Source organism: Leptolyngbya sp. NIES-2104 (assembly GCF_001485215.1).
In the GTDB taxonomy this organism is placed as follows: domain Bacteria; phylum Cyanobacteriota; class Cyanobacteriia; order Leptolyngbyales; family Leptolyngbyaceae; genus Leptolyngbya.
Genome location: NZ_BBWW01000001.1, coordinates 3,242,693 through 3,265,105, shown reverse-complemented (window position 1 = coordinate 3,265,105; position 22,413 = coordinate 3,242,693). Strand labels below are relative to the sequence as shown.

Annotated in this window: 27 protein-coding genes and 1 pseudogene; 7 read left to right on the top strand and 21 right to left on the bottom strand. The window is 50.8% G+C overall.

Annotated features, from left to right (window positions below):
- Positions 1–65 precede the first annotated feature (65 nt).
- The 4 genes from bla to NIES2104_RS15395 all read right to left on the bottom strand — a co-directional run bounded on the left by bla (position 66) and on the right by NIES2104_RS15395 (position 4,066).
- Entirely contained in the window at positions 66–953 is an 888-nt protein-coding gene (gene bla, locus NIES2104_RS15410) for a class A beta-lactamase (RefSeq protein ID WP_059001782.1), read from the bottom strand.
- 114 nt (positions 954–1,067) lie between these two features.
- Positions 1,068–2,207, bottom strand: a complete 1,140-nt coding sequence (locus NIES2104_RS15405) for an FAD-dependent monooxygenase (RefSeq protein WP_058999165.1) — start codon at positions 2,205–2,207, stop codon at positions 1,068–1,070.
- A 22-nt stretch (positions 2,208–2,229) separates the two neighbouring features.
- The gene (locus NIES2104_RS15400; RefSeq protein WP_058999163.1) at positions 2,230–3,096 is read right to left on the bottom strand and encodes an SDR family oxidoreductase; all 867 of its coding nucleotides are present in this window, start codon (positions 3,094–3,096) and stop codon (positions 2,230–2,232) included.
- A gap of 88 nt (positions 3,097–3,184) precedes the next feature.
- Positions 3,185–4,066, bottom strand: a complete 882-nt coding sequence (locus NIES2104_RS15395; protein WP_058999162.1) for an NmrA/HSCARG family protein — start codon at positions 4,064–4,066, stop codon at positions 3,185–3,187.
- 132 nt (positions 4,067–4,198) lie between these two features.
- Here NIES2104_RS15395 and NIES2104_RS15390 point away from each other — a divergent pair, with 132 nt between their 5' ends.
- Positions 4,199–5,116, top strand: coding sequence for a LysR family transcriptional regulator (locus NIES2104_RS15390; protein WP_058999159.1), 918 nt, complete (start codon positions 4,199–4,201; stop codon positions 5,114–5,116).
- Positions 5,117–5,136: 20 nt separating this feature from the next.
- On the top strand, positions 5,137–5,409 hold the full coding sequence (locus NIES2104_RS15385) for a hypothetical protein (protein ID WP_058999158.1): 273 nt from the start codon (positions 5,137–5,139) through the stop codon (positions 5,407–5,409).
- On the opposite strand, the gene NIES2104_RS15380 is transcribed toward NIES2104_RS15385, so the two are convergent.
- The 9 genes from NIES2104_RS15380 to NIES2104_RS15350 all read right to left on the bottom strand — a co-directional run bounded on the left by NIES2104_RS15380 (position 5,406) and on the right by NIES2104_RS15350 (position 11,565).
- Entirely contained in the window at positions 5,406–6,062 is a 657-nt protein-coding gene (locus NIES2104_RS15380; protein ID WP_082690007.1) for an SDR family NAD(P)-dependent oxidoreductase, read from the bottom strand. The two genes, NIES2104_RS15385 and NIES2104_RS15380, sit on opposite strands and share 4 nt — an antisense overlap.
- Before the next feature lie 125 nt (positions 6,063–6,187).
- A complete protein-coding gene (locus NIES2104_RS15375) occupies positions 6,188–6,973 on the bottom strand; it encodes a GNAT family N-acetyltransferase (protein ID WP_058999156.1) in 786 nt (261 codons plus the stop codon).
- A 117-nt stretch (positions 6,974–7,090) separates the two neighbouring features.
- Positions 7,091–7,195 (bottom strand): SDR family oxidoreductase, encoded by a 105-nt coding sequence (locus NIES2104_RS33820; protein WP_202815078.1) that lies wholly within the window; start codon positions 7,193–7,195, stop codon positions 7,091–7,093.
- Positions 7,153–7,638 (bottom strand): SDR family NAD(P)-dependent oxidoreductase, encoded by a 486-nt coding sequence (locus NIES2104_RS15370; protein WP_058999153.1) that lies wholly within the window; start codon positions 7,636–7,638, stop codon positions 7,153–7,155. Before NIES2104_RS15370 ends, NIES2104_RS33820 begins: the two co-directional genes overlap by 43 nt.
- Entirely contained in the window at positions 7,635–9,350 is a 1,716-nt protein-coding gene (locus NIES2104_RS15365) for a CocE/NonD family hydrolase (protein WP_058999151.1), read from the bottom strand. The genes NIES2104_RS15370 and NIES2104_RS15365 overlap by 4 nt, the downstream gene beginning before the upstream one ends.
- On the bottom strand, positions 9,347–9,478 hold the full coding sequence (locus NIES2104_RS33470) for a hypothetical protein (protein WP_263970968.1): 132 nt from the start codon (positions 9,476–9,478) through the stop codon (positions 9,347–9,349). Before NIES2104_RS33470 ends, NIES2104_RS15365 begins: the two co-directional genes overlap by 4 nt.
- Positions 9,479–9,548: 70 nt before the next feature.
- On the bottom strand, positions 9,549–9,854 hold the full coding sequence (locus tag NIES2104_RS15360; protein WP_058999149.1) for a putative quinol monooxygenase: 306 nt from the start codon (positions 9,852–9,854) through the stop codon (positions 9,549–9,551).
- 21 nt (positions 9,855–9,875) lie between these two features.
- The gene (locus NIES2104_RS15355) at positions 9,876–10,535 is read right to left on the bottom strand and encodes an isochorismatase family protein (protein WP_058999147.1); all 660 of its coding nucleotides are present in this window, start codon (positions 10,533–10,535) and stop codon (positions 9,876–9,878) included.
- Positions 10,536–10,569: 34 nt separating this feature from the next.
- Positions 10,570–11,565, bottom strand: coding sequence for an FAD-dependent monooxygenase (locus NIES2104_RS15350; protein ID WP_263970967.1), 996 nt, complete (start codon positions 11,563–11,565; stop codon positions 10,570–10,572).
- A gap of 66 nt (positions 11,566–11,631) precedes the next feature.
- On the opposite strand from NIES2104_RS15350, the gene NIES2104_RS15345 reads away from it, so the two are divergent.
- Positions 11,632–12,423 carry an IS5 family transposase gene (locus tag NIES2104_RS15345; protein ID WP_058997871.1) on the top strand — a complete coding sequence of 264 codons (792 nt, stop codon included), beginning with the start codon at positions 11,632–11,634 and terminating at the stop codon, positions 12,421–12,423.
- On the opposite strand, the gene NIES2104_RS15340 is transcribed toward NIES2104_RS15345, so the two are convergent.
- The 4 genes and pseudogenes from NIES2104_RS15340 to NIES2104_RS15325 all read right to left on the bottom strand — a co-directional run bounded on the left by NIES2104_RS15340 (position 12,352) and on the right by NIES2104_RS15325 (position 14,999).
- The gene (locus NIES2104_RS15340; protein WP_058999143.1) at positions 12,352–13,134 is read right to left on the bottom strand and encodes an NAD(P)/FAD-dependent oxidoreductase; all 783 of its coding nucleotides are present in this window, start codon (positions 13,132–13,134) and stop codon (positions 12,352–12,354) included. The genes NIES2104_RS15345 and NIES2104_RS15340 overlap by 72 nt on opposite strands.
- A 13-nt stretch (positions 13,135–13,147) precedes the next feature.
- Complete coding sequence (locus tag NIES2104_RS15335) at positions 13,148–13,660, bottom strand: quercetin 2,3-dioxygenase (RefSeq protein WP_058999141.1); 513 nt, start codon at positions 13,658–13,660, stop codon at positions 13,148–13,150.
- 61 nt (positions 13,661–13,721) lie between these two features.
- Positions 13,722–14,087, bottom strand: a complete 366-nt coding sequence (locus NIES2104_RS15330) for a superoxide dismutase (RefSeq protein WP_339375134.1) — start codon at positions 14,085–14,087, stop codon at positions 13,722–13,724.
- Positions 14,088–14,192: 105 nt separating this feature from the next.
- Positions 14,193–14,999, bottom strand: a pseudogene (locus NIES2104_RS15325) (IS5 family transposase).
- Between the two features lie 161 nt (positions 15,000–15,160).
- On the opposite strand from NIES2104_RS15325, the gene NIES2104_RS15320 reads away from it, so the two are divergent.
- The 4 genes from NIES2104_RS15320 to NIES2104_RS15305 all read left to right on the top strand — a co-directional run bounded on the left by NIES2104_RS15320 (position 15,161) and on the right by NIES2104_RS15305 (position 17,772).
- A complete protein-coding gene (locus NIES2104_RS15320) occupies positions 15,161–15,712 on the top strand; it encodes a hypothetical protein (protein ID WP_058999140.1) in 552 nt (183 codons plus the stop codon).
- A 179-nt stretch (positions 15,713–15,891) separates the two neighbouring features.
- Complete coding sequence (locus tag NIES2104_RS15315) at positions 15,892–16,095, top strand: hypothetical protein (protein ID WP_058999137.1); 204 nt, start codon at positions 15,892–15,894, stop codon at positions 16,093–16,095.
- Entirely contained in the window at positions 16,092–16,538 is a 447-nt protein-coding gene (locus tag NIES2104_RS15310; protein WP_156426964.1) for a hypothetical protein, read from the top strand. The genes NIES2104_RS15315 and NIES2104_RS15310 overlap by 4 nt, the downstream gene beginning before the upstream one ends.
- 286 nt (positions 16,539–16,824) lie before the next feature.
- Positions 16,825–17,772: a formylglycine-generating enzyme family protein gene (locus NIES2104_RS15305; RefSeq protein WP_063270210.1), complete on the top strand. Its 948-nt coding sequence runs from the start codon at positions 16,825–16,827 to the stop codon at positions 17,770–17,772.
- Between the two features lie 484 nt (positions 17,773–18,256).
- On the opposite strand, the gene NIES2104_RS15300 is transcribed toward NIES2104_RS15305, so the two are convergent.
- The 4 genes from NIES2104_RS15300 to NIES2104_RS15285 are packed head-to-tail and all read right to left on the bottom strand — an operon-like array spanning position 18,257 to position 22,405.
- Positions 18,257–18,883: an SDR family oxidoreductase gene (locus NIES2104_RS15300; RefSeq protein ID WP_202815077.1), complete on the bottom strand. Its 627-nt coding sequence runs from the start codon at positions 18,881–18,883 to the stop codon at positions 18,257–18,259.
- Positions 18,884–18,915: 32 nt separating this feature from the next.
- Positions 18,916–19,524 carry an NTP transferase domain-containing protein gene (locus NIES2104_RS15295; RefSeq protein WP_058999133.1) on the bottom strand — a complete coding sequence of 203 codons (609 nt, stop codon included), beginning with the start codon at positions 19,522–19,524 and terminating at the stop codon, positions 18,916–18,918.
- Complete coding sequence (locus NIES2104_RS15290) at positions 19,508–20,119, bottom strand: XdhC family protein (protein ID WP_058999131.1); 612 nt, start codon at positions 20,117–20,119, stop codon at positions 19,508–19,510. Before NIES2104_RS15290 ends, NIES2104_RS15295 begins: the two co-directional genes overlap by 17 nt.
- A gap of 9 nt (positions 20,120–20,128) precedes the next feature.
- Positions 20,129–22,405 (bottom strand): xanthine dehydrogenase family protein molybdopterin-binding subunit, encoded by a 2,277-nt coding sequence (locus NIES2104_RS15285; RefSeq protein ID WP_058999129.1) that lies wholly within the window; start codon positions 22,403–22,405, stop codon positions 20,129–20,131.
- Positions 22,406–22,413: the final 8 nt, after the last annotated feature.

The window sequence follows — 22,413 nt, the reverse complement described above, 5'->3', positions numbered from 1 at the left end:
GCCAAATTAAATAAGTCAGCCTCAGAATCACCTTTTTTGTCGAAAGGACTCAGTTTGTGATGCGACTAGCCCAGCGAATCGACAACAATTCGAGCGGCTGATGCAATAATGTCATTCCGTGCTTTTGCGTCTTTCTCACCCTGAGTGGTGTAGATCGCGACAACGACGGGTGAACGCTGTGGCGACCACAGCACGGCAACATCGTTTGCGGTTCCGTAGTCGCCAGTCCCGGTCTTATCTCCAACTTGCCAGTTCGCTGGAACACCGGCTCGAATGCGCGCTGCCCCAGTCGTGTTACCCCGTAACCAAGCTTGTAATTGCGCCTGGAGATGCGGTTCTAGTGCGTTCCCAAGGGCGAGTTGTTGAAGGCTAAGCCCCATTGCAGCGGGTGTCGATGTATCTCGCCGATCGCCTGGGATCGATGAATTAAGAGCAGTCTCCCAGCGATCGAGGCGAAATTGACGATCGCCAATAGAACGTGCGAACGCAGTTACAGATCCAGGTCCACCCAGGATCTTCATCAGCAGATTTGAAGCAGTGTTATCGCTGTACTGCATTGCCGCAGCACAAAGAGCGGCAACCGTCATGCCCTCTTTGACATGCTGTTCAGTAATCGGGGAATAGGTGACAAGATCGCGCTGCTGATATCTGATGCGCTGCTGCATTAACCCCTCGACCTGTGTGCTGCGCTTCAAGATGGCAGATGTTAGGAGTATCTTGAAAGTGCTGCATAGGGGGAAAGGCTCGTTGGCGCGATAGCTAAGTTGTGCACGATTGGCGGTATTCAGCGCAAAGACTCCAAGCCGACCTGCTAATGTCCGTTCGAGTTTTGCAAACTGTGTTTGAGCCGAAGAAGCATTTTCTCCCTTGGTAGACCAAGAGGCGCAAACCGTCGCGATCGGGATAGATACAGCAGCTAGCAAAAATATTCGACGACTTCGAGAATAATTCATTTTCATACTTGCCTGAGCAATGCGAGATAGGTACAGCTTAAGTGACAGATCTAACTTAAGAACCTGTAAACCTAAATCAACCATTAGGATGACATCGGTTTCTATTGAACTCCCTCAATTGCTCTCTGATAGCTCAGCGATGAGCGGAGTGTAGTTTGCACGATAGACGGAATTCGCTAGGTAGCGTGTCATGATATTTCGGATGAGCGGCGGGAGATTTCGGATCTGATCGCGACGGTGGGTCTGTTCATGTACCCAACGAATTCGAGGCATCCGTTGGGTCATGTACTCATCCAGGACTTGCGTAACATCTCGCTCCGACGCAATCAGCTTGGACAGCACAAGAGCATCCTCAAGCGCCATTGCCGCACCCGAAGCCATATTGGGGGACGTTGCATGAGCGGCATCCCCGATCAGCAGCACCCGACCTGATGCCCACGGCTCTTGTAGAATGTCCTCGATCGCCGCAAAGTGAATCTGTTCTGAAGACTGGAGTTCTGCCAGTGCTTCCGGCACCGGACTCGCGTAAGACCCGAAGCGCGATCGTAGCCGCTCCAATCGTCCTTCTAGCGGATCATCCAGCGGCTGAGCAATTACAGCGTCAGCGTAACAGTATGCCTGACCGCTGCCCACTGGAACAAACAGGAAGACTCCACGATGCCCAGCAAAGACAGTCCAGCCTGTTATTGATGGCGGGCACGACACCAGGAACCGCCAGCCTACCTGACCACAGTAGCGGGGCTGCAAGTCCCCAAACACCAGCTTGCGAATCGATGATCGCACACCATCGGCTCCCACCACGAGATCGTAATGACCTTCAGTTCCATTGCTAAATTGAACTGCAACGAAGTTCTCACGCTGCTCAAGTGCAGCCACAGTTGTTGAGAAATGAAGTTGTGCCGCTCCCAACGCCTCAACTAGGATGCTCTGGAGATCAACTCGGCGGATACCCACGCAGGGACCGCAACTTGCCCACACGCTCTCAGTGTTGATCGTGGCAAGCGTTCGACCTCGATCGTCTAACAGGGTTTGAGTCTGGATTAATGCTCCTTGGCGAAGGACTGGATCGTCTAGATTTAGCGATCCGAGCGCCCGCATCGCGTTTCCAACCAGGTAAATCCCTGCACCGTAAGTTGGCAATGCTGCTTGACGCTCCACGATTTCAGGATTCAGTCCCTGACGCTTAAGGGCAATGGCAAGGCTTAGCCCAGCAATGCCAGCCCCAACAATGAGGACACGTTCAATCTTGGGCATTGGTAATCCTCCTGATGCTGAGTCATGAAGCCACTTTGCGGTTTGCAAGTTCTTGGATGTACTGCCGCAGCGTCCGGGGTTCTCGTTCGAGAATGGCTTGCAGCACCAGCGCATTGCCCCCCGGAAACCCATGCTGATCATAGTCAGCATACATTGTTCTCATGCCCTCGCGCCGAGAACCCTCTGGAATATGTGCTGCCTGTGCCCACTCGTCAAAGGAGGGTTCGCCCGCTTCAATCGTGCTCCCGATCGCTTCACTCATCATTGCTGCCAATTCTACGCGGTTGACCATGCCAGGGGCACATAGCTCGAATGTGCCGTAGCCTAATCGATTCCCCGTCAGTGCTAATGCCGCCACTTCTGCTACATCGCGGTAATCGACGTAGGATGCTTTTGCAGATTTAGAGTAGGGCAAGGAGAAGCGTCCTTGTGCGATCACGGCATTCCACCCGTTATCAAGCGTTTGCATGAACATCGTCGGCTGCAAGACAGTGAACTCCATCCCAGACTCGTACAGTGCTTCCTCGACCGAACGTTTCGCTGCATGGTTACTCATCTTCGAGATCGATGGATGAATCGCACCCGAAAACACGAACTTTTGCACACCCGCTGCCTTCGCTGCCTCAACCATCGCCACACCTAATTCTGCTTCATTAGATGTAAAGGCAGGATTAATGTGAAACACACCGTCCACGCCAGTCGCAGCAGCACGAAGACTATCTGAGTCGTTGAGGTCGGCGATCGCCGTTTCCTCTGCACCCTGCTGCCGCGCCGCGTTCGATTTACGTTCATCTCGCACCAGCGCCCGCACGGTAGCGCCACGTTGCTTCAGCTCAGGCAGAACAAGGCTAGCGTACTGACCTGTTGCTCCTACCATTAATACTTTCATCGCTCTCTCCTAATTGTTTGCATACTGGTCAAGTCGTGCGGCAGTTCATATCATCAGTCAGGCTTCGGCTGGTTTTGCCCAACCGCGATTAGCGCTCTCGCGCAACTCCGAAGGAACCGCGTAAATAGGATTCAAAGTCGGTTGGTGCTGGAAACTCGCGTTTCAACTGCGCCAAATCCGCTGCATAACCGACGCGCTCAAACCAGCGATACATGGTAGTCACTTCCTCTCCGGCTTGCTGCTCAAATGCTTCAAACGGAATCTGCTGGTAGGTGACAGACCTGCCCAAAACTTGGCTAAACGCTGCCGCGATCTCAGTCATGGTCATCTCTACACTGGCAACTTCAATTTCGCGGTTCAAGAACTCGGTGGAACGATCGAATACCTCAGCGACCATTGCCCCGTAATCTTCTTCCGATAGCTGCTGCAATTTTGTCTCAGGGCTGAGTGGTTGGGGCAGCGTTCCCTGCTCTATTATTGGGCGCATCGAGGCGTAGTTGTAAAAAAAGAAAACCGGACGCAGGATGGTGTAGGGCAAGCCCAGAGACCGAATGTATTCTTCAACTTGAAACTTGCTGTCAAAATGGGGAACGCCCGTGTTGCGTTCAGCACTTCCTACCGAACTGTAGACAAAGTGCTGGATGCCCGCCGCTTTTGCCGCGTCTGCAACCGTTTTGCCATCTCGGATCTCGGCTTCTAATCCGCCTTCTTTGAGAAAAGTCTGCAATGAAAAAACACCATAGACACCCTGTAAAGCGCGATCGAGGGAGGCGCGATCGCTAAAATCTCCGACTGCGAGTTCTGCACCTGCTTGTTGAAGGGATTGGGCAGCAGGCTTGTTTAAGTCACGTACAAAAGCGCGAACCGCAAAATTTCCCCGCTGCAACAGTTGACGTGCTACTGCACCGCCCTGGTTGCCTGTAGCTCCGGTGACTAAGATCGTTTGTTTTGAATCTGTTTGCTGTGTCATGTCTACTTCCTCAATCCTGTTTGTAGATCTAGAAATTTAATTTTGTCTAAACGATAGCTTGTACAAGAAAAGAGAAAAAGCAGTTAAACTACAAAACACTTGTGCAAAAAATTCAAAGATGCGGGTGCAGCAATGGACAAACTGAAAAGCCTGATGATCTTTATGCGCTCTGCTCAATCTGGCAGCTTTTCGGAGGCAGCAAGGCAGTTAGGCATGGCTCCGTCCGCCGTGAGTCGAGCCGTCTTGCGCTTAGAAGATGAATTGGGGGTGCGCCTAGTTCAACGAACGACTCGTAATTTAACGCTGACTGAAGCGGGCAGTCGATTTTATCAACGCGCTCAGCAAATTCTCAGCGACTTGGAAGAAGCCGAACTCGAAGTCAAACAATTGCAAGCACTGCCGATCGGAACATTACGGCTCGACCTCAGCTTTACATTTGGCAAACTGCATATTGCTCCTGCTCTGCTGCAATTTGCCGCACAATATCCTGAGCTAAACCTGAATGTTTCATTTAGCGATCGCGTGATTGATTTAATTGAGGACGATGTTGATGCGACGGTGCGGATTGGCTTGAACACAGATAGCCGTTTAGCCATGCACCACTTGGGAACAGCGCGATACATTACTTGTGCCTCGCCACAGTATCTTGCTCAGTACGGTGAGCCGACAACACTTACAGAGCTGTCACAGCATCGCTGCGTCAACTTTATCTTTCCACAGACACGGCGAGAACCGACCTGGAAGTTTGAACAGGACGGAAAATTGATCGAGCTTGCTGTTGACAGTTATCTAAAATTCGATAACTCAGAAGTCATTTTGGACGCGGTGATCGGAGGAGCGGGTGTCGTTCAGTTGCCTAAGTTTATTGCCGCAAAAGCGATCGCACGGGGAGACCTGCAACCGATTCTTCAATCCTACGCGACTCAAGCTGGATTACCGATCGCTGTGTTGTATCCTCAAAAACGCTACCTTTCAGCCAAGGTTCGCGTCTTTGTTGAATTTATGACAAAATTGGCTGCTACGTTAAAGCAAGTTGATATTGTGGACTGACTACCAATGAATCGTTTGGCATGAATCCTGCCATTTCTCGATCGCTCAAGCAACTGCCTGCTTTTTGGTTCAAGGATTGGGAGCATTATCCAGTCACCTGCAAGCCTCGCTTGAACTCAATGCTTTCGAGATTAGATTGCTTGTTTCGGCTGCCCAGATTGTTCCGGTGCTGGGATTGTTTGTTGGGGTTTACGCTGGGTTTAGCCATGGCAATCAATCAGGTCGCAGTAATCGGCAGTCCACTACTGCTAGGGTGGCTGCGGGATATCACGGGCAGTTACACCTCCAGTTAGCTACTCCTGATAGTGCTGCTGCTAGCTTCGTTGCTAGCAGTGATCTGCTCTGGATTCCCATGTGCAAGACGATCCATCATATCTGTATCAATCATTCCGGGATTGACCGCATTAATCCGAACGTTTTGCTTGGCGTAGTCTAGCGCAGCAGAACGAGTCAATCCCATCACGGCGTGTTTACTTGCGTGATAAGGACTATTTCCAGGAAATGCGATCAGACCACCCATTGAAGAATTGTTGACAATCACTCCCCCTCCCTGCGTGAGCATTTGTTGAATTTCGTATTTCATGCACAAAAACACTCCTCGAACATTAATCGCCATCAGTTTGTCGAAGTCTTCAACCGATTGCTCATGGAGCGGCTTTAGAGGTGGCTCAATTCCAGCGTTGAAGGCACAATCTAGCCGACCATACTGTTCAACGGTCTTCTCAATGAGTGCTTTGACTTCTGCTTCACTCGATACATCTGAGCGCACAAACAAAGATTCACCGCCCGATCGACGAATCAAATCGGCGGTTTCTTCACCTTCTTGCTCACGCCTGCCTGAAAGCACAACTTTTGAGCCTGCATTGCTGAATGCGATCGCAGTTGTTTTTCCAATTCCCGACGTTCCGCCAGTCACCAAGGCAACTTTATTCTCAAGTATCTTCATGGCTGCCTCCTATTTTCAATTATTTCAAAGATTAAGAACGAGAAAGCGAGGCTGAAATCCTCACTTCATTGAATTGTCTGAACCAGTAAATCTCAAAACATCTGCTTATCCTAGCTGCTGATGCATCAGGCATAAGTTCTAAAACAAGCAGTGGGTTGATAGCCGATTCTTTGATACACTAGAAGACCAGCAGGCGTTGCATGTAAAACAGTCCGTTTCTTGCCATAGCGCTGCGTTGCCTGCTCTAGAGAGTGCCGAATAACAGCTTCAGCAAAACCTTGATTTCTGTAATTCGGTAAGGTGGCAACAAATGCTAGATAGAATTCATTGTTGATCAGAAGCGTTATTGCCGCTGATACGGGTTGACTGTCCACATACCCGACTGTACCGAATACCATCTCTTGCCAAAAGTTGTCAAGCTCGAAAGGTTCGCGAAAAGGTAAAAGAGGAAGATCATAGCTAATCGAATTAATGTCAGCGAGAGCCTGTCTCATCTCTAGGCTATTTACGCTAACACAGTCTAATTTCGAGCGATGTGCTGTCGAAGGAAGCAGTTGCTCAGTCGCCATACCAGTGATCTTGAGTAAGGGAACAAGCCCTTGTCGAGCAAGCACTTCATCGATCTGCGGGAGAAGGAATTTTGGTACCCAGTCTTCAGCAACTACCATCCACCAGGGTTGATTGCGCTCTTTAGCATAATTGCAAGCTGCTTTTGCTTTTGCTTCTAGTTCAGCCTCCTCAAAGACAGGTTCAGCAAGAAAGACAGCATTAACAAAGACATTGCCTGTACCGCTCCAGGTGACGGCTAATTTATTCGCTTCTAAAACTTCTCCGTTAGGACAGGCACTAGCAAAGTACCTCCAAGCGTTGATGAATTGTTGATTCGATTCAGAAGTGTCTGATTTTAACATCACTAACAGCTCCTTACTGCTGATTTATGGAAAACAAATTCAAAGCCTTGAAAACGGCAGTGTGCGAGCATCAGTAGAATTAGAGATTCGCCGTTGGCAACACGCTCTAGCTCCACTTTAGAGCCTACCACCATCCACAGCGAGTGTGCTGCCAGTAATATAGGAAGCATCGTCAGAGACTAAAAATGTGACTGCCGCGGCGATTTCCTCTGACTGTACCACTCGTTGCAGTGATGTCTTGCTCTTGAGCAAAGTCTCTGGAGGCGATTCTCGTAAAGCTGGATGTGTATATAGCTTGGCGTTTTCTTTAGCCATATCTGTCGCCGTGTACCGCCAGGAGCAATGGCATTGATTGTAATGCCACGCTCTCCCAACTCAGGAGCCAAATTGCGTACCATTGCCGAAACAGCAGCTTTGCTGGCAGCATAGAGTGTGTGATAAAAAACCGAAATCTGGGCACTGACTGAGGAAGTCAGCACCACACGACCACCAGACGGAAGGTAGCGAGCCGCAGCCTGTGTAGCAAACAGTTGACCCGCGACATTCACACTGAACACCCGCTCAAAATCTTGCGGAGTAATCTCCTCCAGCTTTCCGAAATGCTCAATCCCTGCATTACTGACCAGAATATCAAGTTGACCGTACTTCTCAATAGAAGATGTCACCAACTGATGTTTGCCGGAATGATGGGCAGTAAAAGATGGCTATCGAATGAACCGCCGGTGTAAATGGTTGCGTCAGCATCCCAGACTCGATCGTTAGATGTTTGAAGGGTAAGACCACAGCCACTCTGATTCTGACTGCCGATTTCAAGAAGAAGCGAATGACCTTTCGGGATGACGATCGCTGAATTCCAAAGCTCGATTTCGAGCGGGTATGGTGTATTGGGCTTAAGTTTCTCGACCTCGTCGAAACTGTAATAGGGTTTCCAATCCGTGCTTCTCACAGGATCAAGCTTGCGTAGCGAAGCTTTCAACCAGCCTTGGCTAATCGGATAGTTCTTCGCATTCGATCCTTCGTTGACGATCTCCCGTCCATCTGCATCGAGATGTCTGAGCGAAACAAAGATATCCAGGTCGTCGGTTGAGGAGGAGACCCAAAGTCTTAGCTTGATTGGACCAAGGATCTCTGTTTCGCTTTCAAATGGCGTGGTCTCGAATAGAACACGTTTGCTGCTATTCTCCTCTTTCAAAAATTGCTTTGTCAGGTAGGGCTTGCCCCAATCGCGGGATTCGCACTCCTTGTCACCTGAGAAGCCGACAGTTGCTATGTTCTCTGGCTGTTCTGACACGAGCGATCGACTAGATGCGCTCAAATGAAGTTTTCGCCATTTGGTGCGAGCTAGCGGGTACTCGTTTTCGTATCGCCAAGTAAAGTTGCTTCCGCCAGTGGGAATTGCCAGCTTGACACGCGGCTCTTTCATTAGCCCAGTGTCGATGCCTTTCAGCCAGTAATCCAAAAACTTCTTCTGAAGTTCGCGGCCCTCCACAGTATAGAACTCGCCAACATGGCTGCCGACATGCACCTCAAGCCACTTATGCGGCGAGGGCGCATTTTGGAATGCGAGAAAGTTACCGCGCGTGTGAATGCCAGCGCTGAACCAGTTGCTAGACGAGAGGAATGGGACTTCAATTTTCGATATGTCTCCCGATCGATCGGTCCAAGCCTTTGTCCGAAGCGGGTTATGGCGGGCAAATTCGGGAAACTCGACGCGGTTGCTACGCAAATCATCATCACTCATCTTGCCATCAGGATTGTACTGGTTGGACAGAACGGCGTTCTTCCACCAGAAATCAATAAAGCCGTTCGCCAGCATGCCACCAGGGTAAGTGAACTCGGCGTAGTAATCGACCGTGCCCTCCCATGGAATGATGCAAGTAAGATGCGGCGGCTGTAGAGAGGCAACAGCCCATTGGCTCATAGCCAGATAGGAAATGCCAAGCAGACTCACCTTACCAGTTGACCATTCCTGTGTTCCCGCCCATTCCACGGCATCGTAGTAGTCCTCCTTTAGGCTCTCGGAAAGGATGTCGAGCTTGCCCGGTGAGTGTCCAATCCCGCGCTCGTCGATCCGCAGCACCGCATAACCTTGAGGCACCCAGCACTCTGGATTGGGTGTCTCCCAGCTCAGGAGCGGTCCTTTATCCTGGGAATGAGCGTACTCAGCTTTTATCGTCGGATTAGCTGGTGCAAATTCTGTAAAGTGCAGGTCCTTGCCATAAGGACACATCGACACTATGACTGGGAACTGACCCGGTCCATCAGGCTGGTAAAGATTGGCGGCGAGATAGGAGCCATCCCGCATCGGTATCCGTACTTCTCGCCAAATCAGTTGGTAGAAATGATTGGTCGTCTCGTTGATAAGCTGATTATTCATGGTTCAGTCTCCTTTTGCTGATCCATTGGAACGTCGAAGCGTTCGATCGCGGTCACGATGTCTTGTTTGTCTTGAGAAACGGTGAGTACTGATTCAGGTATCGGAGATGCAGCAGGTGGATTGCTCATTGCTCATTCCTCCTAATTGATTCGTGAAATTGATACTTTACGGTTTCAGGGAAGCAGCATACAAAACGAACTAAGCGCTCAGTGCCTTTGCCTCTAAGATGGTTGTTTGAACAATCTCTGGTGGCTGAGTAAATAGCTCCTCTACCTTTGCCAGCAGTGCCTTCGCGACGGGTCCGTTCGCATGGGCATCGCGAGCCGCTTCGTCGATAAAGGTGTCGAATGTGCCGTATGTGCCCGGCCCAATTTTCAAGGCGTAAAAGGTGGTTGTGCCTGGCTCCTGCTCAATCAGAGAGTGTGCATATTTTAGGAACTCTTCTACTTCCTGTTCCTTGCCTGGCTTGACTTTCATGTATGACCAGATTGCAAACTTATCCATTTCATTCTCCTTTTTGAAGGCTCAGGATGTTTTACTCTTGCTTTGCAGGGTGGTGCGGGTGTAGTTCTGATTGTTGGATAACCACTCGTAGAATGGTAGATGACCGCCGAAGATGTACTTGAGCGTGCCCTCAGCGGTGGGTCGTCGCCAGTCCCGTTGCAGCATGGCGGCAATCACCGTCCAGTTACAAACGATCGCGCCTGCCTGTTGCAGCCGCATACAGGAGGTGAGCTGGCTCATCATGTCCCAACAGCCCGACGCATCGTAGACGGCGTACACCTCGTACCCCTCGGCAAGTGCCGATATCACCGGAAAGTAAAGGCAAACGTCAGTCGTCACGCCCGCCATGATTAACTTCTTACGACCTGTGGCTTCTACAGCCGCCTTAAAGCTCGGATCTTCCCAGGAGTTGATCCAGCCGGGGCGCGAGATTACAGGTGCGTCTGGAAACATTTCGAGCAGTTCAGGCATGATCGGTCCATTGGGACCATCGACATAGCTTCCCGTGATCACGGTCGGCAAGTTGTGAACTTTCCCGATCGAAGCCAGCGCCAGAACGTTGGAGCGGAACTGATCTAGACGGATATCCTGCACACCCAGCATCGTGCCGGTCTGATGGTCGATCATGAGTAGGGCACAGTCTTCAGCGTTAAGGAAGTTGAGGTAGCGTTGTTCGGTCATGGTTGTTCTCCTAAAGTTGTTGATGCGAATGAGATCAATTTGCAGTCGGTGAGAACCATCGACTGAGCCATTCTGTCAGTGCTGGTAAAGCATCCCAATCTCCCATAAAACCAAGATACGAGTCGGGTCTCACCAGCAAAAGGCTCTGACCGCTGCCGAAGGAACTGTCGAATTGAACCTTTGCCTCCGGTTGGGTAAAGGCAGGCGCGATTCGGTACGTTTTCAAAATCCCAGACCAAGGACTGAGCTGCTCCTCCCAGGTTGGAGCAATGTCCGCTGTACTATCGCCATCTGCTACCAGCAGCGTAAAGCGCGACGGATCGAGAATTTCATAAAGACGTGATTTGCGGAACTGTGTGTCGCTCGCAGCATCGCGGCTCCACACCAATACATCTAAGTCGTGCACTCGATCGCCCGCTCGTAGAGTGCCGCGAGCCTGATCAGTTTGAGAGAGCGAGCTTTCCCGGTAATTCGCCGCGACCTCGCTGATCAGTCCAGTACTCAACTGCTGTACGAAACGGGTGTTGAGTAGAACGGGCGCGATGTGCGTGACCAACTGATGCACGATCGGGCTGTCGGAGTTCAGCACATCGGTGGCGGTTTCTGTTTTGGACACGATACCGCGAATGATCGGAAGCCTCTCCTCCTCGTAGGTGTTCAGCAGCTCTGGAGTTGCTTTGCCGTGCCAAACCATCGCCAGTTTCCAGCTCAGATCGATCATGTCCTGAATGCCAGTATTCATTCCTTGCCCACCCGCCGGACTATGAATGTGTGCCGCATCGCCACCAAAGAAGATGCGGCGCTCTCGCAGCGTGTGAAGCATCCGGCTGTTGATCCGAAATCGAGAACTCCAAGTCATATCTCTCAGCTTGACAGGGATGTGCGAGTCCGCGTCGTAGAGCTTTTGCAACTCTTCCAAAGTCAGTTCGTCATCTGTCTTTTCATGCTCCTCTGGATTAGTCGCAATGAAGCGGAAGTGACGATTCCCCATCGGGAAGACCCCTAAGAGGGTGTTTGAAAAGACAATCAAGGGGGTAAAAAAGCTCTCCGGTTATACGCTGTAGATACATAAAACACACAGCACCGAGAGAGCAACATGAGTAAATCATATCCGAGTAATTTGAGCCATGCTCAATATGAACTGTTGCGAGATTTGCTGCCCGAAGCAAAACCGGGCGGACGACCGCGAGAAGTGGATTTGTGGGAAGTCCTGAATGCGATCTTCTACATTCTGGTTGAAGGGGTGCGTTGGAGATCGTTGCCTGGAGACTTTCCGGCATGGCAAACCGTCTATACCTACTTTCGCAACTGGCGCAAAGATGGAACCTGGATCAACGTTCATGATTGTCTGTATCGTTGCAGTCGGATTGAACAGGGACGGATGCCCAGTCCATCGGAAGCCGTGTTGGATAGTCAGTCGGTGAAAAGCGCTGCGGGTGTCCATGAAGCCGTGGGCTTCGATGCCGGAAAGATCATTAAAGGACGCAAGCGATTTATCACCGTCGATACGCTGGGACTGGTTTTGCGCGTGTTTGTGACTGCTGCTAGCACCCCAGAACGCGAGGGCGGCAAAACGGCGCTGCAACGAGTCCGAAAACAAGGCAAAGCCGTATCTCGATTGCACACGATCTGGGTCGATGGCGGATTTGATGGCGCACCGTTCATGCAGTGGGTCATCAGTATCTGCTATTGGCTTGTCCAGGTCGTCTTACGTCCTGAGCAAACCAAAGGTTTCGTCTTGCTCAAAAAGCGCTGGGTGGTGGAGCGGACAAACGGTTGGATCATGCACTGTCGTCGCTTAGTGCGAGACTATGAGCTACTGCCGGAAACTTCGGAGACTTTTATTTATCTGGCGATGATTCGCATCATGGTGAGGCGTTTGGCATAAAATTTGACCCGATTCAACTTTTAAAACACCCTCTAAGAAGCCATGTGCGGCGGTAAAGATTGAGAGTTCATCATCGGGAATATCGCCATCGAGATGAAGGTCAGCGAGGGCATAGCTCTGCTTGTGTGATTTGCCTTGAAATTGAAGATTCAGGTTGCGGCGAGCCTTGCTGTGTGAGCCTTCGGCGCTAATTAGGTAAGATGCTTCGAGTTCCTCAAGCTCTCCTTTGCTGTTGCGGAGTACAGCCTTTACACCGTCGTTCAGCCCAGACTCAGAGAACGACTCTAATTGAGAAAAATCGATCATCTCTGTGCCGCGCTCGATCGCCACCCCCTGTCGATCGATCTGCTCGCGCAGAATGCGTTCGGTTTCGCCCTGAGAGATGAGCAAGATGTAGTTGTAACGACTCTTGATCTTTCCAAGGAGTACTTTACCCAGGCACTTGCCGTTTCCATAGATGGTGGCAGCCTTACCCGGATTCCCAATCTGGAGCATCTCCTGGATTAGCCCACGCTGCTCGAAGAGTTCCAAGGTGCGCGCTTGTACGGCAAGGGCGCGAGATGTAGTTGAAGGTTCCAACAGCTTATCTATGATGCGAACGGGAACTCCAAAGCGCGAGAGTTCCATCGCTGCCGTCATTCCAGTTGGTCCCGCACCGACAATCAGTACCGGACGCGAGTCACTTGTTGCGTGTTCGTTTTGCTCGTTCATAAGGTTAGATTCCTTAGCTTTCATAACCTTGCAGGAAGTCCGTTTTAGCCGCAGGATACTTTTGAATGATTTGCTCCATCGCTCGGTTAGACTGTTCTTGATTTGGAAAAGCGATCGAAGCAGGTGGCAATGTTCGCACCTCGGCGGGCACAGTCGTCGCCATAATCATTTGCTCAAACCCTGCGGGTACATAGGTATTGATTAGCCGTACCGTTTCCGAGTCGATTTGAAAAGCATGTTTGGTGCCTTGTGGAATGGACACAAACGATCCAGCAGTTGCTTTAATCGGCTGGTCTTCAACAAAGAAAGTGGCTTCGCCTTCCAGGATGTAAAAGGTTTCATTTGCCGCCTCATGAATGTGAGCCGGTGCTGCCGGACCTTGTGGAATCAACTCTTCAATACAGGAATACGCTCCGTTGGTATCTTCGGCAGTCGCCAGCATAATCCAGAGAATGCCCATCCCCCAATATGCCCGACCTTCGGCATGATTGACTTCAAAAGCTTGTGACTTGTTTTGTGGGTTCATAAGTGCAAGGTTGATGTATTGAAGGCGATCGCAATTTACGAATTGCCCAACCTGCAACGGTTTACTGACTGACTGCTGCGACTTTCGTTGCAGCAAATTGCTGAGCAACAAACTCCCAATTTACCAAGCGATCGAGAAACGTTTGCAGATAGTCTGGACGACGGTTTTGGTAGTCGAGATAGTAGGCATGTTCCCATACATCAGCGGTGAGCAACGGCACGGCTCCATGCGTCATTGGGTTAGCAGCATTGGCAGTTTTAATAACTTTGAGTGTGTCATTGTCAAGCACGAGCCAAGCATAACCGCTACCAAACTGAGTGCTACCCGCCGACTTAAATGCTTCCTTAAACTGCTCGAAGCTGCCAAAGTCGCGATCGATCTGCTCCGCTAGAATTGAGGTTGGTGTGCCACCGCCATTGGGACTCATGCAGTGCCAGTAAAAGGTGTGGTTCCAGGCTTGCGCGGCGTTATTGAAGATGCTGATTTTGCCGTGATCTTCGTAGGTCGCCTTGATGATGGTTTCTAGAGGGTGTTATGCACTTTGAAACCGGATCTCAACAAAGCGTTTGACCATTAACGCTGCAAAGGCAATCAGATGAAAGCCTACCAACGTCTCAGGTAAACGCTCATAATCTCGCGCTAATCGACGGAAGCGAGACATCCAGCCAAAACTGCGCTCCACGACCCAGCGACGGGGCAGGAGCACAAACCCTTTGCGAGCTTCGGGAAGCTTGACCACTTCCAATCGAATGCCTTGAGCTTGAGCATCTTCAGCAGGTTGCTCTCCGGTGTAACCTTGGTCTACAAACGCGACTTCAACAGATTCTCCAGTGACTTCCTGCACCTGTCTTGCCAGTGCTTCAACCTGTGCTCAGTCTTGCTCATTTGCTGGAGTCACGACCAAAGTGAGCAGATAGCCCAAGGTGTCAACTGCCAAATGCACCTTACTCCCTTTTTTGCGCTTGCCGCCATCGTAACCTGCTCGTTCTCCGCTTTCAACCGTCGATTGCAAGGTACGACTATCGAGGATCATGGCGCTCAGCTGGGCGTTGCGTCCACTCAGGAGTCGAAGGATCTCACGCAAGTCATGCACAATCGCTTCAAACACACCTGCTTTAATCCAGCGTTGAGTTTGCTGATACACGGTGTACCACGGTGGCAGATCGTGCGGCATCAGTCGCCATGCTCCCCCGCTTCTTGCATTGTATCTCGTACCATTGAACACTTCACGTAGCCTGTGTGCGCGTTGCGGAGCATCTTCGGTCATTAAGGTTAAATAGGGAGCGACAAATGCCCATTCTTCATCACTCACATCGCTCGGATATGGCTTTCTACTCATCCTCCTAGTCTAACAAAAGTGCATAACACCCTCTAGGTAGCGCTATTTATCGCTTTAGCAACAATTGAGGGTGCATTCTTGGCGTTGTAACCCTTGAGGATTCTAGTCACTCTAAAACTTTTATTTATATCTCGGACAGTTCTATGAACAGGAGATTCAACATGGCGCTAGAACATCAGAATGCTGCTGGGACGTTTCTCGATCGCCAACACATCGAGACAGCCCTTAACCAACTTAAAGCCACTAATTTTCCGATTAACAAAATTTCAGTCGTTGCTCAACACGTCACTTCAGACAATACGACGCTAGATCCATTGATAGAGCCTGAAGCCCACTTTGCTCGTCGCCGCCTGCTTGAGCGCTTAGGGCATGGTGCTTTAGATGCTGGAATCTGGGGCGGTATCGTCGGCATTTTAGAAGCTGGACTCGTGACTTTAGCAGTTCCAGGCGTTGGTTTGACCGCTGTTGCTGGAGCTGAAGCAGCCTCAGTAGGACTCGCAGCCGGAGCATTTTATGGAGGGGTGGCAGGCATACTACTTGGAGCCGCGATCGGCACGAACATTCCAGACGAGCAAGTGCAGCGCTACAGAGAGCGGTTAGCGCAAGGAGAGTATCTCATTCTGGTTGAAGGAACGAATGAAGAAATTCATCAAGCCGAAACGGTTTTGAAAACGCAAAATGTTCAGAATTGGATGATTTTTGACACGCTATAACCGTTGACATCAATCTTTTGGAGGTTCGCTATGTCTCGTGATACCAGCTCCCGTGAATACATCTTGTGGATTGCAATCATCGCCTACGGACTCCACATGCTAGAGGAATACGAATACAACTGGCAACACAGGAACAGTTCGCTCAACAGTCCCGCCAGCTCGCGATCGCAGAATCTCGCATGGCAGACCTGGCAAAAGCGAATCAAGCCCTCGCCCGTGTTTCTGAACGACTGGCAGCCCGACCGGATCTTGCAGCCTTCTTGCATTATGTTGCTCAAGAAGCGATCGCACAACTCGGTGCAGAGGCTGCGATCCTCTCGGTCTTCGAGGAGTCGCGTCACGTCCTGCAAGCGGTCGCCTGTGGGCAGGAATACCGCAATTGATCATTACGCCGTTTGTGCCGAAATTAATGCAGCGATTTGATCTGCGTTTGTTGGTCGGGGTCGGCTTTACGCTATTCGGACTTAGTTGCTTTATGAACACGACGATGACGCACGATACTGGAGTGATAGAACTCATCCCAGCGCAAGTCATCCGAGCGTTGGGGCAACCGCTCGTGATGACACCGCTCTCTAGCTTTGCCACCGTAGGAATTGAACCAAAGCAGATTGGCTCAGCCTCAGCAATATACAACATGGCACGGAACTTGGGTGGATCAATGAGAATTGCGGCACTTGGAACCTTACAGTCGGTGCAGGAACGATTTCACTCGAATTGTTTAGTCGATTCGGTATCCTTGTCAAGTCCGATCACGCGCGATCACATTGATCAACTCACACAGATGTTTTTGCGGTACACGAGCGACCCGATACAAGCTCAGAATTAAGCTTATGCGTTGCTCGATCGTACCATTGGACGTGAGGCGAACATGATGGCGTTCAACGACTGCTTTTTATTTATGGGTTGCGTTCTGTTTATCAGTGCAGTGCTGGTACTCTTCTTCAAGAAAATCAAACCTGTTGCTGGCGGTGGCGGGCATTAGAGAAATCATTTTCGTCGCCTTTGAGTTTATTGGTGACGGTTACTCGTGGCACGATCGAGGGCAACCATTGACGAAACATTTCAGCAAATTAGTAGTCCTAAAACCACTAGGCTAATAGAGTCGCAATCTTATGTCTCTCATCAAAGTTAACGACCCATATTCCTTTGAATTTGAAACTGTACAGGTTGATGAACAGGGTCAGATCGTTGAACGAAAGCAGGGTCAAGCCTTTGCATTTCGCGAACCCTTGGCAGATGAAGTTGGGTTAGAGATGGTAGCAATCCCTGGCGGTCAATTTGTCATGGGTTCGCCAGAGTCAGAACACGATCGATGTGAAGATGAAAGCCCTCAACACCCAGTCACCCTACAACCCTTTTATATAGGAAAATATCCAGTTACCCAAGCACAGTGGCGAGCGATCGGGAATACTCTACCCGTAGAGCGAGAGTTAGACCCTGATCCATCTGGCTATGAAGGCGATAATCTACCCGTAGAATGCGTCTGTTGGGAGGAAGCGATTGAATTTTGTCAACGTCTATCACGAGAGACCGGACGAACTTATCGACTCCCAACCGAGACAGAATGGGAATATGCTTGTCGGGCGGGAACTGAAACCCCTTTTTATTTTGGCAAAACCATTACAACCGATTTAGCCAATTATCGCGGGAGGGATGCTGGGAGTGTAAATGAGCAATTTTTCTTTTCGGGTTCCTACGATCAAGGTTCAAAAGGGGTTTACCGTGACTATACAACTCCAGTCGATGCTTTTCCGCCGAATGCTTTTGGCTTGTACGACCTGCACGGGAATGTGTCGGAATGGTGTTTGGATAACTATTCGGGTAACTATGAGGGTGCAGCCGCTGACGGCAGTGCTTGGAGATTTGATCATGAGAGTCACGCTGCCAGCGCAGTCGCTGACGCAAGCGAGTGGAACACTGATAGTGATGTGATATACGTTGCGCGGGGCGGTTCTTCGAGCCATTTTCCGGATCGTTGTCGTTCTGCGAGTCGCCACCTCTATTCCTCCGACAGCAGCCTCGTTGGTCTCGGTTTTCGAGTTGTTTGTGAGATGCCCTAATCGGGAATGCGGACTGAGCTAAGATTCAGTAGCTCGGTTCTGGCGCGATCGCAATTCGATGATCAGTTGAAGTTAAATTTTTGAAATCACCTCGATCGCGCTCTTCCACCGAATATCAGGATACCGATTATTATTGAGCGGTGTATTTTGGGCGCTGAACATACTGTGGGGAACCTCGAAAAATTCATTCGAGTGTTGATGATTGCATCAAGCCTTAGTGCGCAAACGATTAACCAGCAAATCCTCAAGGACGATTTGGTCTTTGAGATGTGTCAACTCACCAACATCCCAGTTGCAGCTCAAGTATCGACCCTTCGCCCAGTCAGCCGCGCCCGAACAAAGCCAAACCGCAAACCCGGCTGCCAATTCAGGTTCGTCTACAAGGTTGGTGTGGAGTGCTTCGGGCATGTTCTTTGCTGTCGCGGTGGGTACTCCTCCGGGATGGATGGCAAAGCATTTCACCCCATCGTTGCCATGATCAACGTCAACGAACGCAAAGGCGGTTGATCGCGTGCTTAGAGGTCTGGTAGTCAGATGCGGTCGGTGTCAACAGTTGAGCGCCGATCGAAGAAACGAGAATGAGATGACCACCCGTAGAGCCTCTGGCAGAGTGCTTCTGTGCCGATTCGATCAGGTAAGGTAGCGTGTACCGAATGAGATAATAAGTGCCCTTTAGATTGACCTCCCAAGTGTTCCACCAACTCGTGGTATCCGATTCTCCAATCTTCTGCCATCGATCGAGATAACCTGCATTTGAGTCGGCTACGTCGATGCCGCCAAATTGGGTCGCACAATCCTCGATCGACGCTTTAACCTGCTCCTCGTTCGTTACATCGCAGACCGTGTATGCACATTGCGTTTCTGGATTCGCCTCTTTCACTCGTGTTCTCGTCTCCTCAAGCGCTTTTTCTGATCTTGCCGTGATATAGACAGCTTTAGCACCCGCTTGAGCAAAGGCTACAGCAGTAGCCTGACCGATACCCTGTGATGCACCAGTAATGAAAACGATCTTGTCTGACGCGCTGCCTTTTAAAGTTGTCTTGGGATTGATCGCGGAGTACTGCGCGTGATGAGCTTTGATATTAAGAAACTGAGTTTCAATCGAAGACATGAGACTATGGCTCCCTTAGTAGTATAGAAAACTTAGAGTGAATGCAGGTTAGAGTGCAACCGCTGATAGTCTTCTGGGGTGTCTAAGTCGATCGCGCCTTTTGGAAAGGAAATCGAGTCAACGCGATCGCGGTATTGCTTAATCAGATGCTTTGCTCCCTCGTTCGGACTTAACCTCAATAAGTCTGGAAACAACTGATGACTAAATAAAGCTGGTACACCTAGCGTATCAGCATAGGCAGAAGCAATCACTGAGGGCTGAGTGGCTTGATAGGATTCGATCAGTTGATTGAGGTTCGCGGAAGTTACTAAAGGTTGATCACACAACATCACGATAATTGCGTCTAGCGGCTGTGCGGTGATCTGCTGTACACCCGCCTGAATTGAACTGCCCACTCCGGATGACCAGTGGGGATTTTCAATGGTCTGTACCGGGAGATCGCGAATTTCTAATCGAGTACGATCGACATGAGCACCTAGCACAACGACAACCGAGCTACACCTTGATGCCAGCGCCACTTCTGCCATGTAACGCAGTAAGCTGCGTCCTTGATAAGGCAGCAGTTGTTTAGCAGTTCCCATGCGAGAAGAGGCTCCCGCAGCTAATAAAACCAGTCCGATCGCATTAGAGGTTGAACGCATTTGAGGAATGGATGGGGACAGAGCGATGTTTCAAGAATCCACCCGTTCGCTGAACTAAAACGGCTTGAATCTCTGCCACGATCGCGGTGACTAAATCAGAGTGAGACTGATCAAAAACAATCAGTTTGTCTGGTGTCAAGGCGAGACAGGTTCCTAGACGGATTGATGTTTGCGCGATCGAGCCTTCCGATTGAAGGATGCTGGCTAATACGGCAGGTGTGCGATCGCGCCAGCACTCATCTAGAACCGTGAGTGAATTGCAGGCATCAGGCAGCAAAGATTCGATTAGAACTTGCACCATGCCGTTGCAGCCTAGTCCGAATCCCCAGAGAATATCTTCTTGTTCAGCGGTGCTGTCGTAGGTAACGACGATCGCCTCACTCCGCGACATCTGCCGCGTGTGTTCCAGAATATCTTGCTCTAGGCAACCCCCACTCACCATGCCGATCGTTTCGCCGGATTGCGTCATCAGCATCCGCGCACCGGAGCGGCGATAGGTAGAGCCTTGAGTATTGACGACAGTAGCTAAAAACACGGGTTCACGGCGCTGGTGAGTGGCTTGAAATGCTTCTAGAATTGCTTGTAAATTGTTCATCAATCGTCCCTACAGCAATTTATCGAGTGTGATTGGCAGATCACGGATACGCTTGCCGGTCGCGTTAAAAATCGCATTCGCGATCGCCGCGCCGACACCGACAATCCCAATCTCGCCGACTCCGCGCGCCCCCATCGGCGAAATGTGCGGGTCGGGCTTGTTGATAAAATAAACGTCGATCGGAGGCACGTCCAGATTTGCCGGAACGTGATAATCGGCGAACGATCGCGTCACTGGATATGCCCAGCGTTTATCGTGTTCGGTGATTTCCATCAGAGCCGCGCCGATGCCCATGATCACACCGCCAATAATCTGGGAACGAGCCGTCTTTTCGTTCATAATGATTCCAACATCGTGAACGCTCGTAAACCGTTTGACGTGCGCGATGCCGAGGTCTTCGTCCACCCAAACTTCGGTGAACTGCGCCCCGAACGAATGAAACGAGTATTTTTTGTCGTCCTTGTTTTCTTCGGGTGCCGCCTGTGCAACCAGACACGGCGCGTTAGAGGGCGGACCTGACACAGGTTTTGTCGTCGCGCAGGCTTCCATCATTGTTTTGCCATTACGCTGCATAATGTCAGCGTATGAATCCGATTTTCCAGAGTCGCCTTTAATGAAAAATTTCGCGTCGGCGAAAGCGACTTCTTCAGCACGTCTGCCGCTTAACTCTGATTTCCCGTCAGCCGTCGCCATCCCCATTAAGTTTTTGCGGAGCATTTCGCACGCCGCTAGCACCGCCGGAAGGACGGTCGCCACCGTCATCGAACCAACAGAGAGCGGGGCGTTCGGCAAGTTCGTGTCACCGATTTCGACTTTGATTCTTTCAAGTGGAACTCCGAGCGCGTCCGATGCCGCCTGCGCCATGACCGTATAAGTTCCCGTGCCGAGGTCGTGCGTTGCGCTCATTACTTTAACGTCGCCGTTTGACATCATCTGCACGCGGGCGCTCGCGGCAAGGCGGACTCCCGGATAAGTCGCCGCTGCCATTCCGTAACCGACCCAATATTTTCCGTTGCGCGTTTGACGCGGCTGCGATTTGCGCTTCGACCAGCCGAATTTTTCTGCACCTATCCGGTAACATTCGCGCAAATACTCGCTCGAAAACGGAGTTTTGGTCAGCGGGTCGTTTATCGCATGGTTAATGATGCGAAACTCGATCGGGTCAATTTTCAACTCATGCGCTAGCTCGTCCATCGCCGATTCAAACGCAAAAGTGCCAGGTGTTTTTCCGGGAGCGCGCATATACGTCGGCGAGCCGAGATTTAATTTGGCGACTTTGTAAGTAATTTCCCGCACTGTAGCGTTATATAAAGACTGGGTTCCAGAACCGCACGGCTCAAGATAGTCACAGACATTATTGTTGTAGGTGTCGGTGTGGTGTCGGACCACAGAAAGTTTTCCGTCCTTACCTGCGCCGAGGGCGATTTTCTGACTCGTTTCGGGTCGTCGCCCGACTTGCGCCACCAGCATCTGGCGCGTGAGAACAACTTTGACTGGACGCTTAACCGCTTGAGCCGCCATCGCCGCCAGCACGGGCTGCATCCACAATCCTTTACCGCCGAAAGCACCGCCGACAAACGGCGAAAGTACGCGCACGTTTTCCGGCTTGATTTGGAGAAAATAAGCCGCCGTTGCTTTTATATTTAGAACGCCTTGGGACGAATCGTAAATCGTTAGCTTACCCGCGCTGTCCCACACCGCCACGGCGGCGTGTGGCTCCATCGGATGATGAGTCTCGGTCGGGGTCGTGTAAGTCCGCTCAAATTTAACCGGCGCGGCGGCAAAGGGCGCGGCGGCTTTGCCGGAGTTGATCTGCGCGGGCTGTCCCATATTCTTTTCCGGGACATAACCGTTCGCCAATCCGCTTTTCAAATCGCTCGCGGGCTTCTCCTGGGCGTAAGTGATTTTGACCAGCGCAGCGGCGAAACGCGCCTGCTCGTAAGTTTCGGCAACAACGCAAGCGACGCACTGCTTGAAATAATAAATTTTATTAGTCTGGAGCGGCGGCAAATCCTCGCCGACGAGCTGAACGCCCGCTTTCATTTGCTCCGCTGGATTAATGGCTTTTAATTTGACGGCGTTTTCATGCGTTAAAACAGTTAGAACGCCCGCCGCGCTTAAAGCCGCGCTCGTATCGATCGCCGTGATCGTTCCTTTAGCGATCGTCGAACAGACCGGAAAAGCGTAAGCCATATTCGGCTGGTTAAATTCGGCGGCGTATTTCGCCGCGCCTGTTACCTTCAATCGCCCGTCAACGCGGTCAATCGGTTTACCTGTCACTGCCATCTGATTGG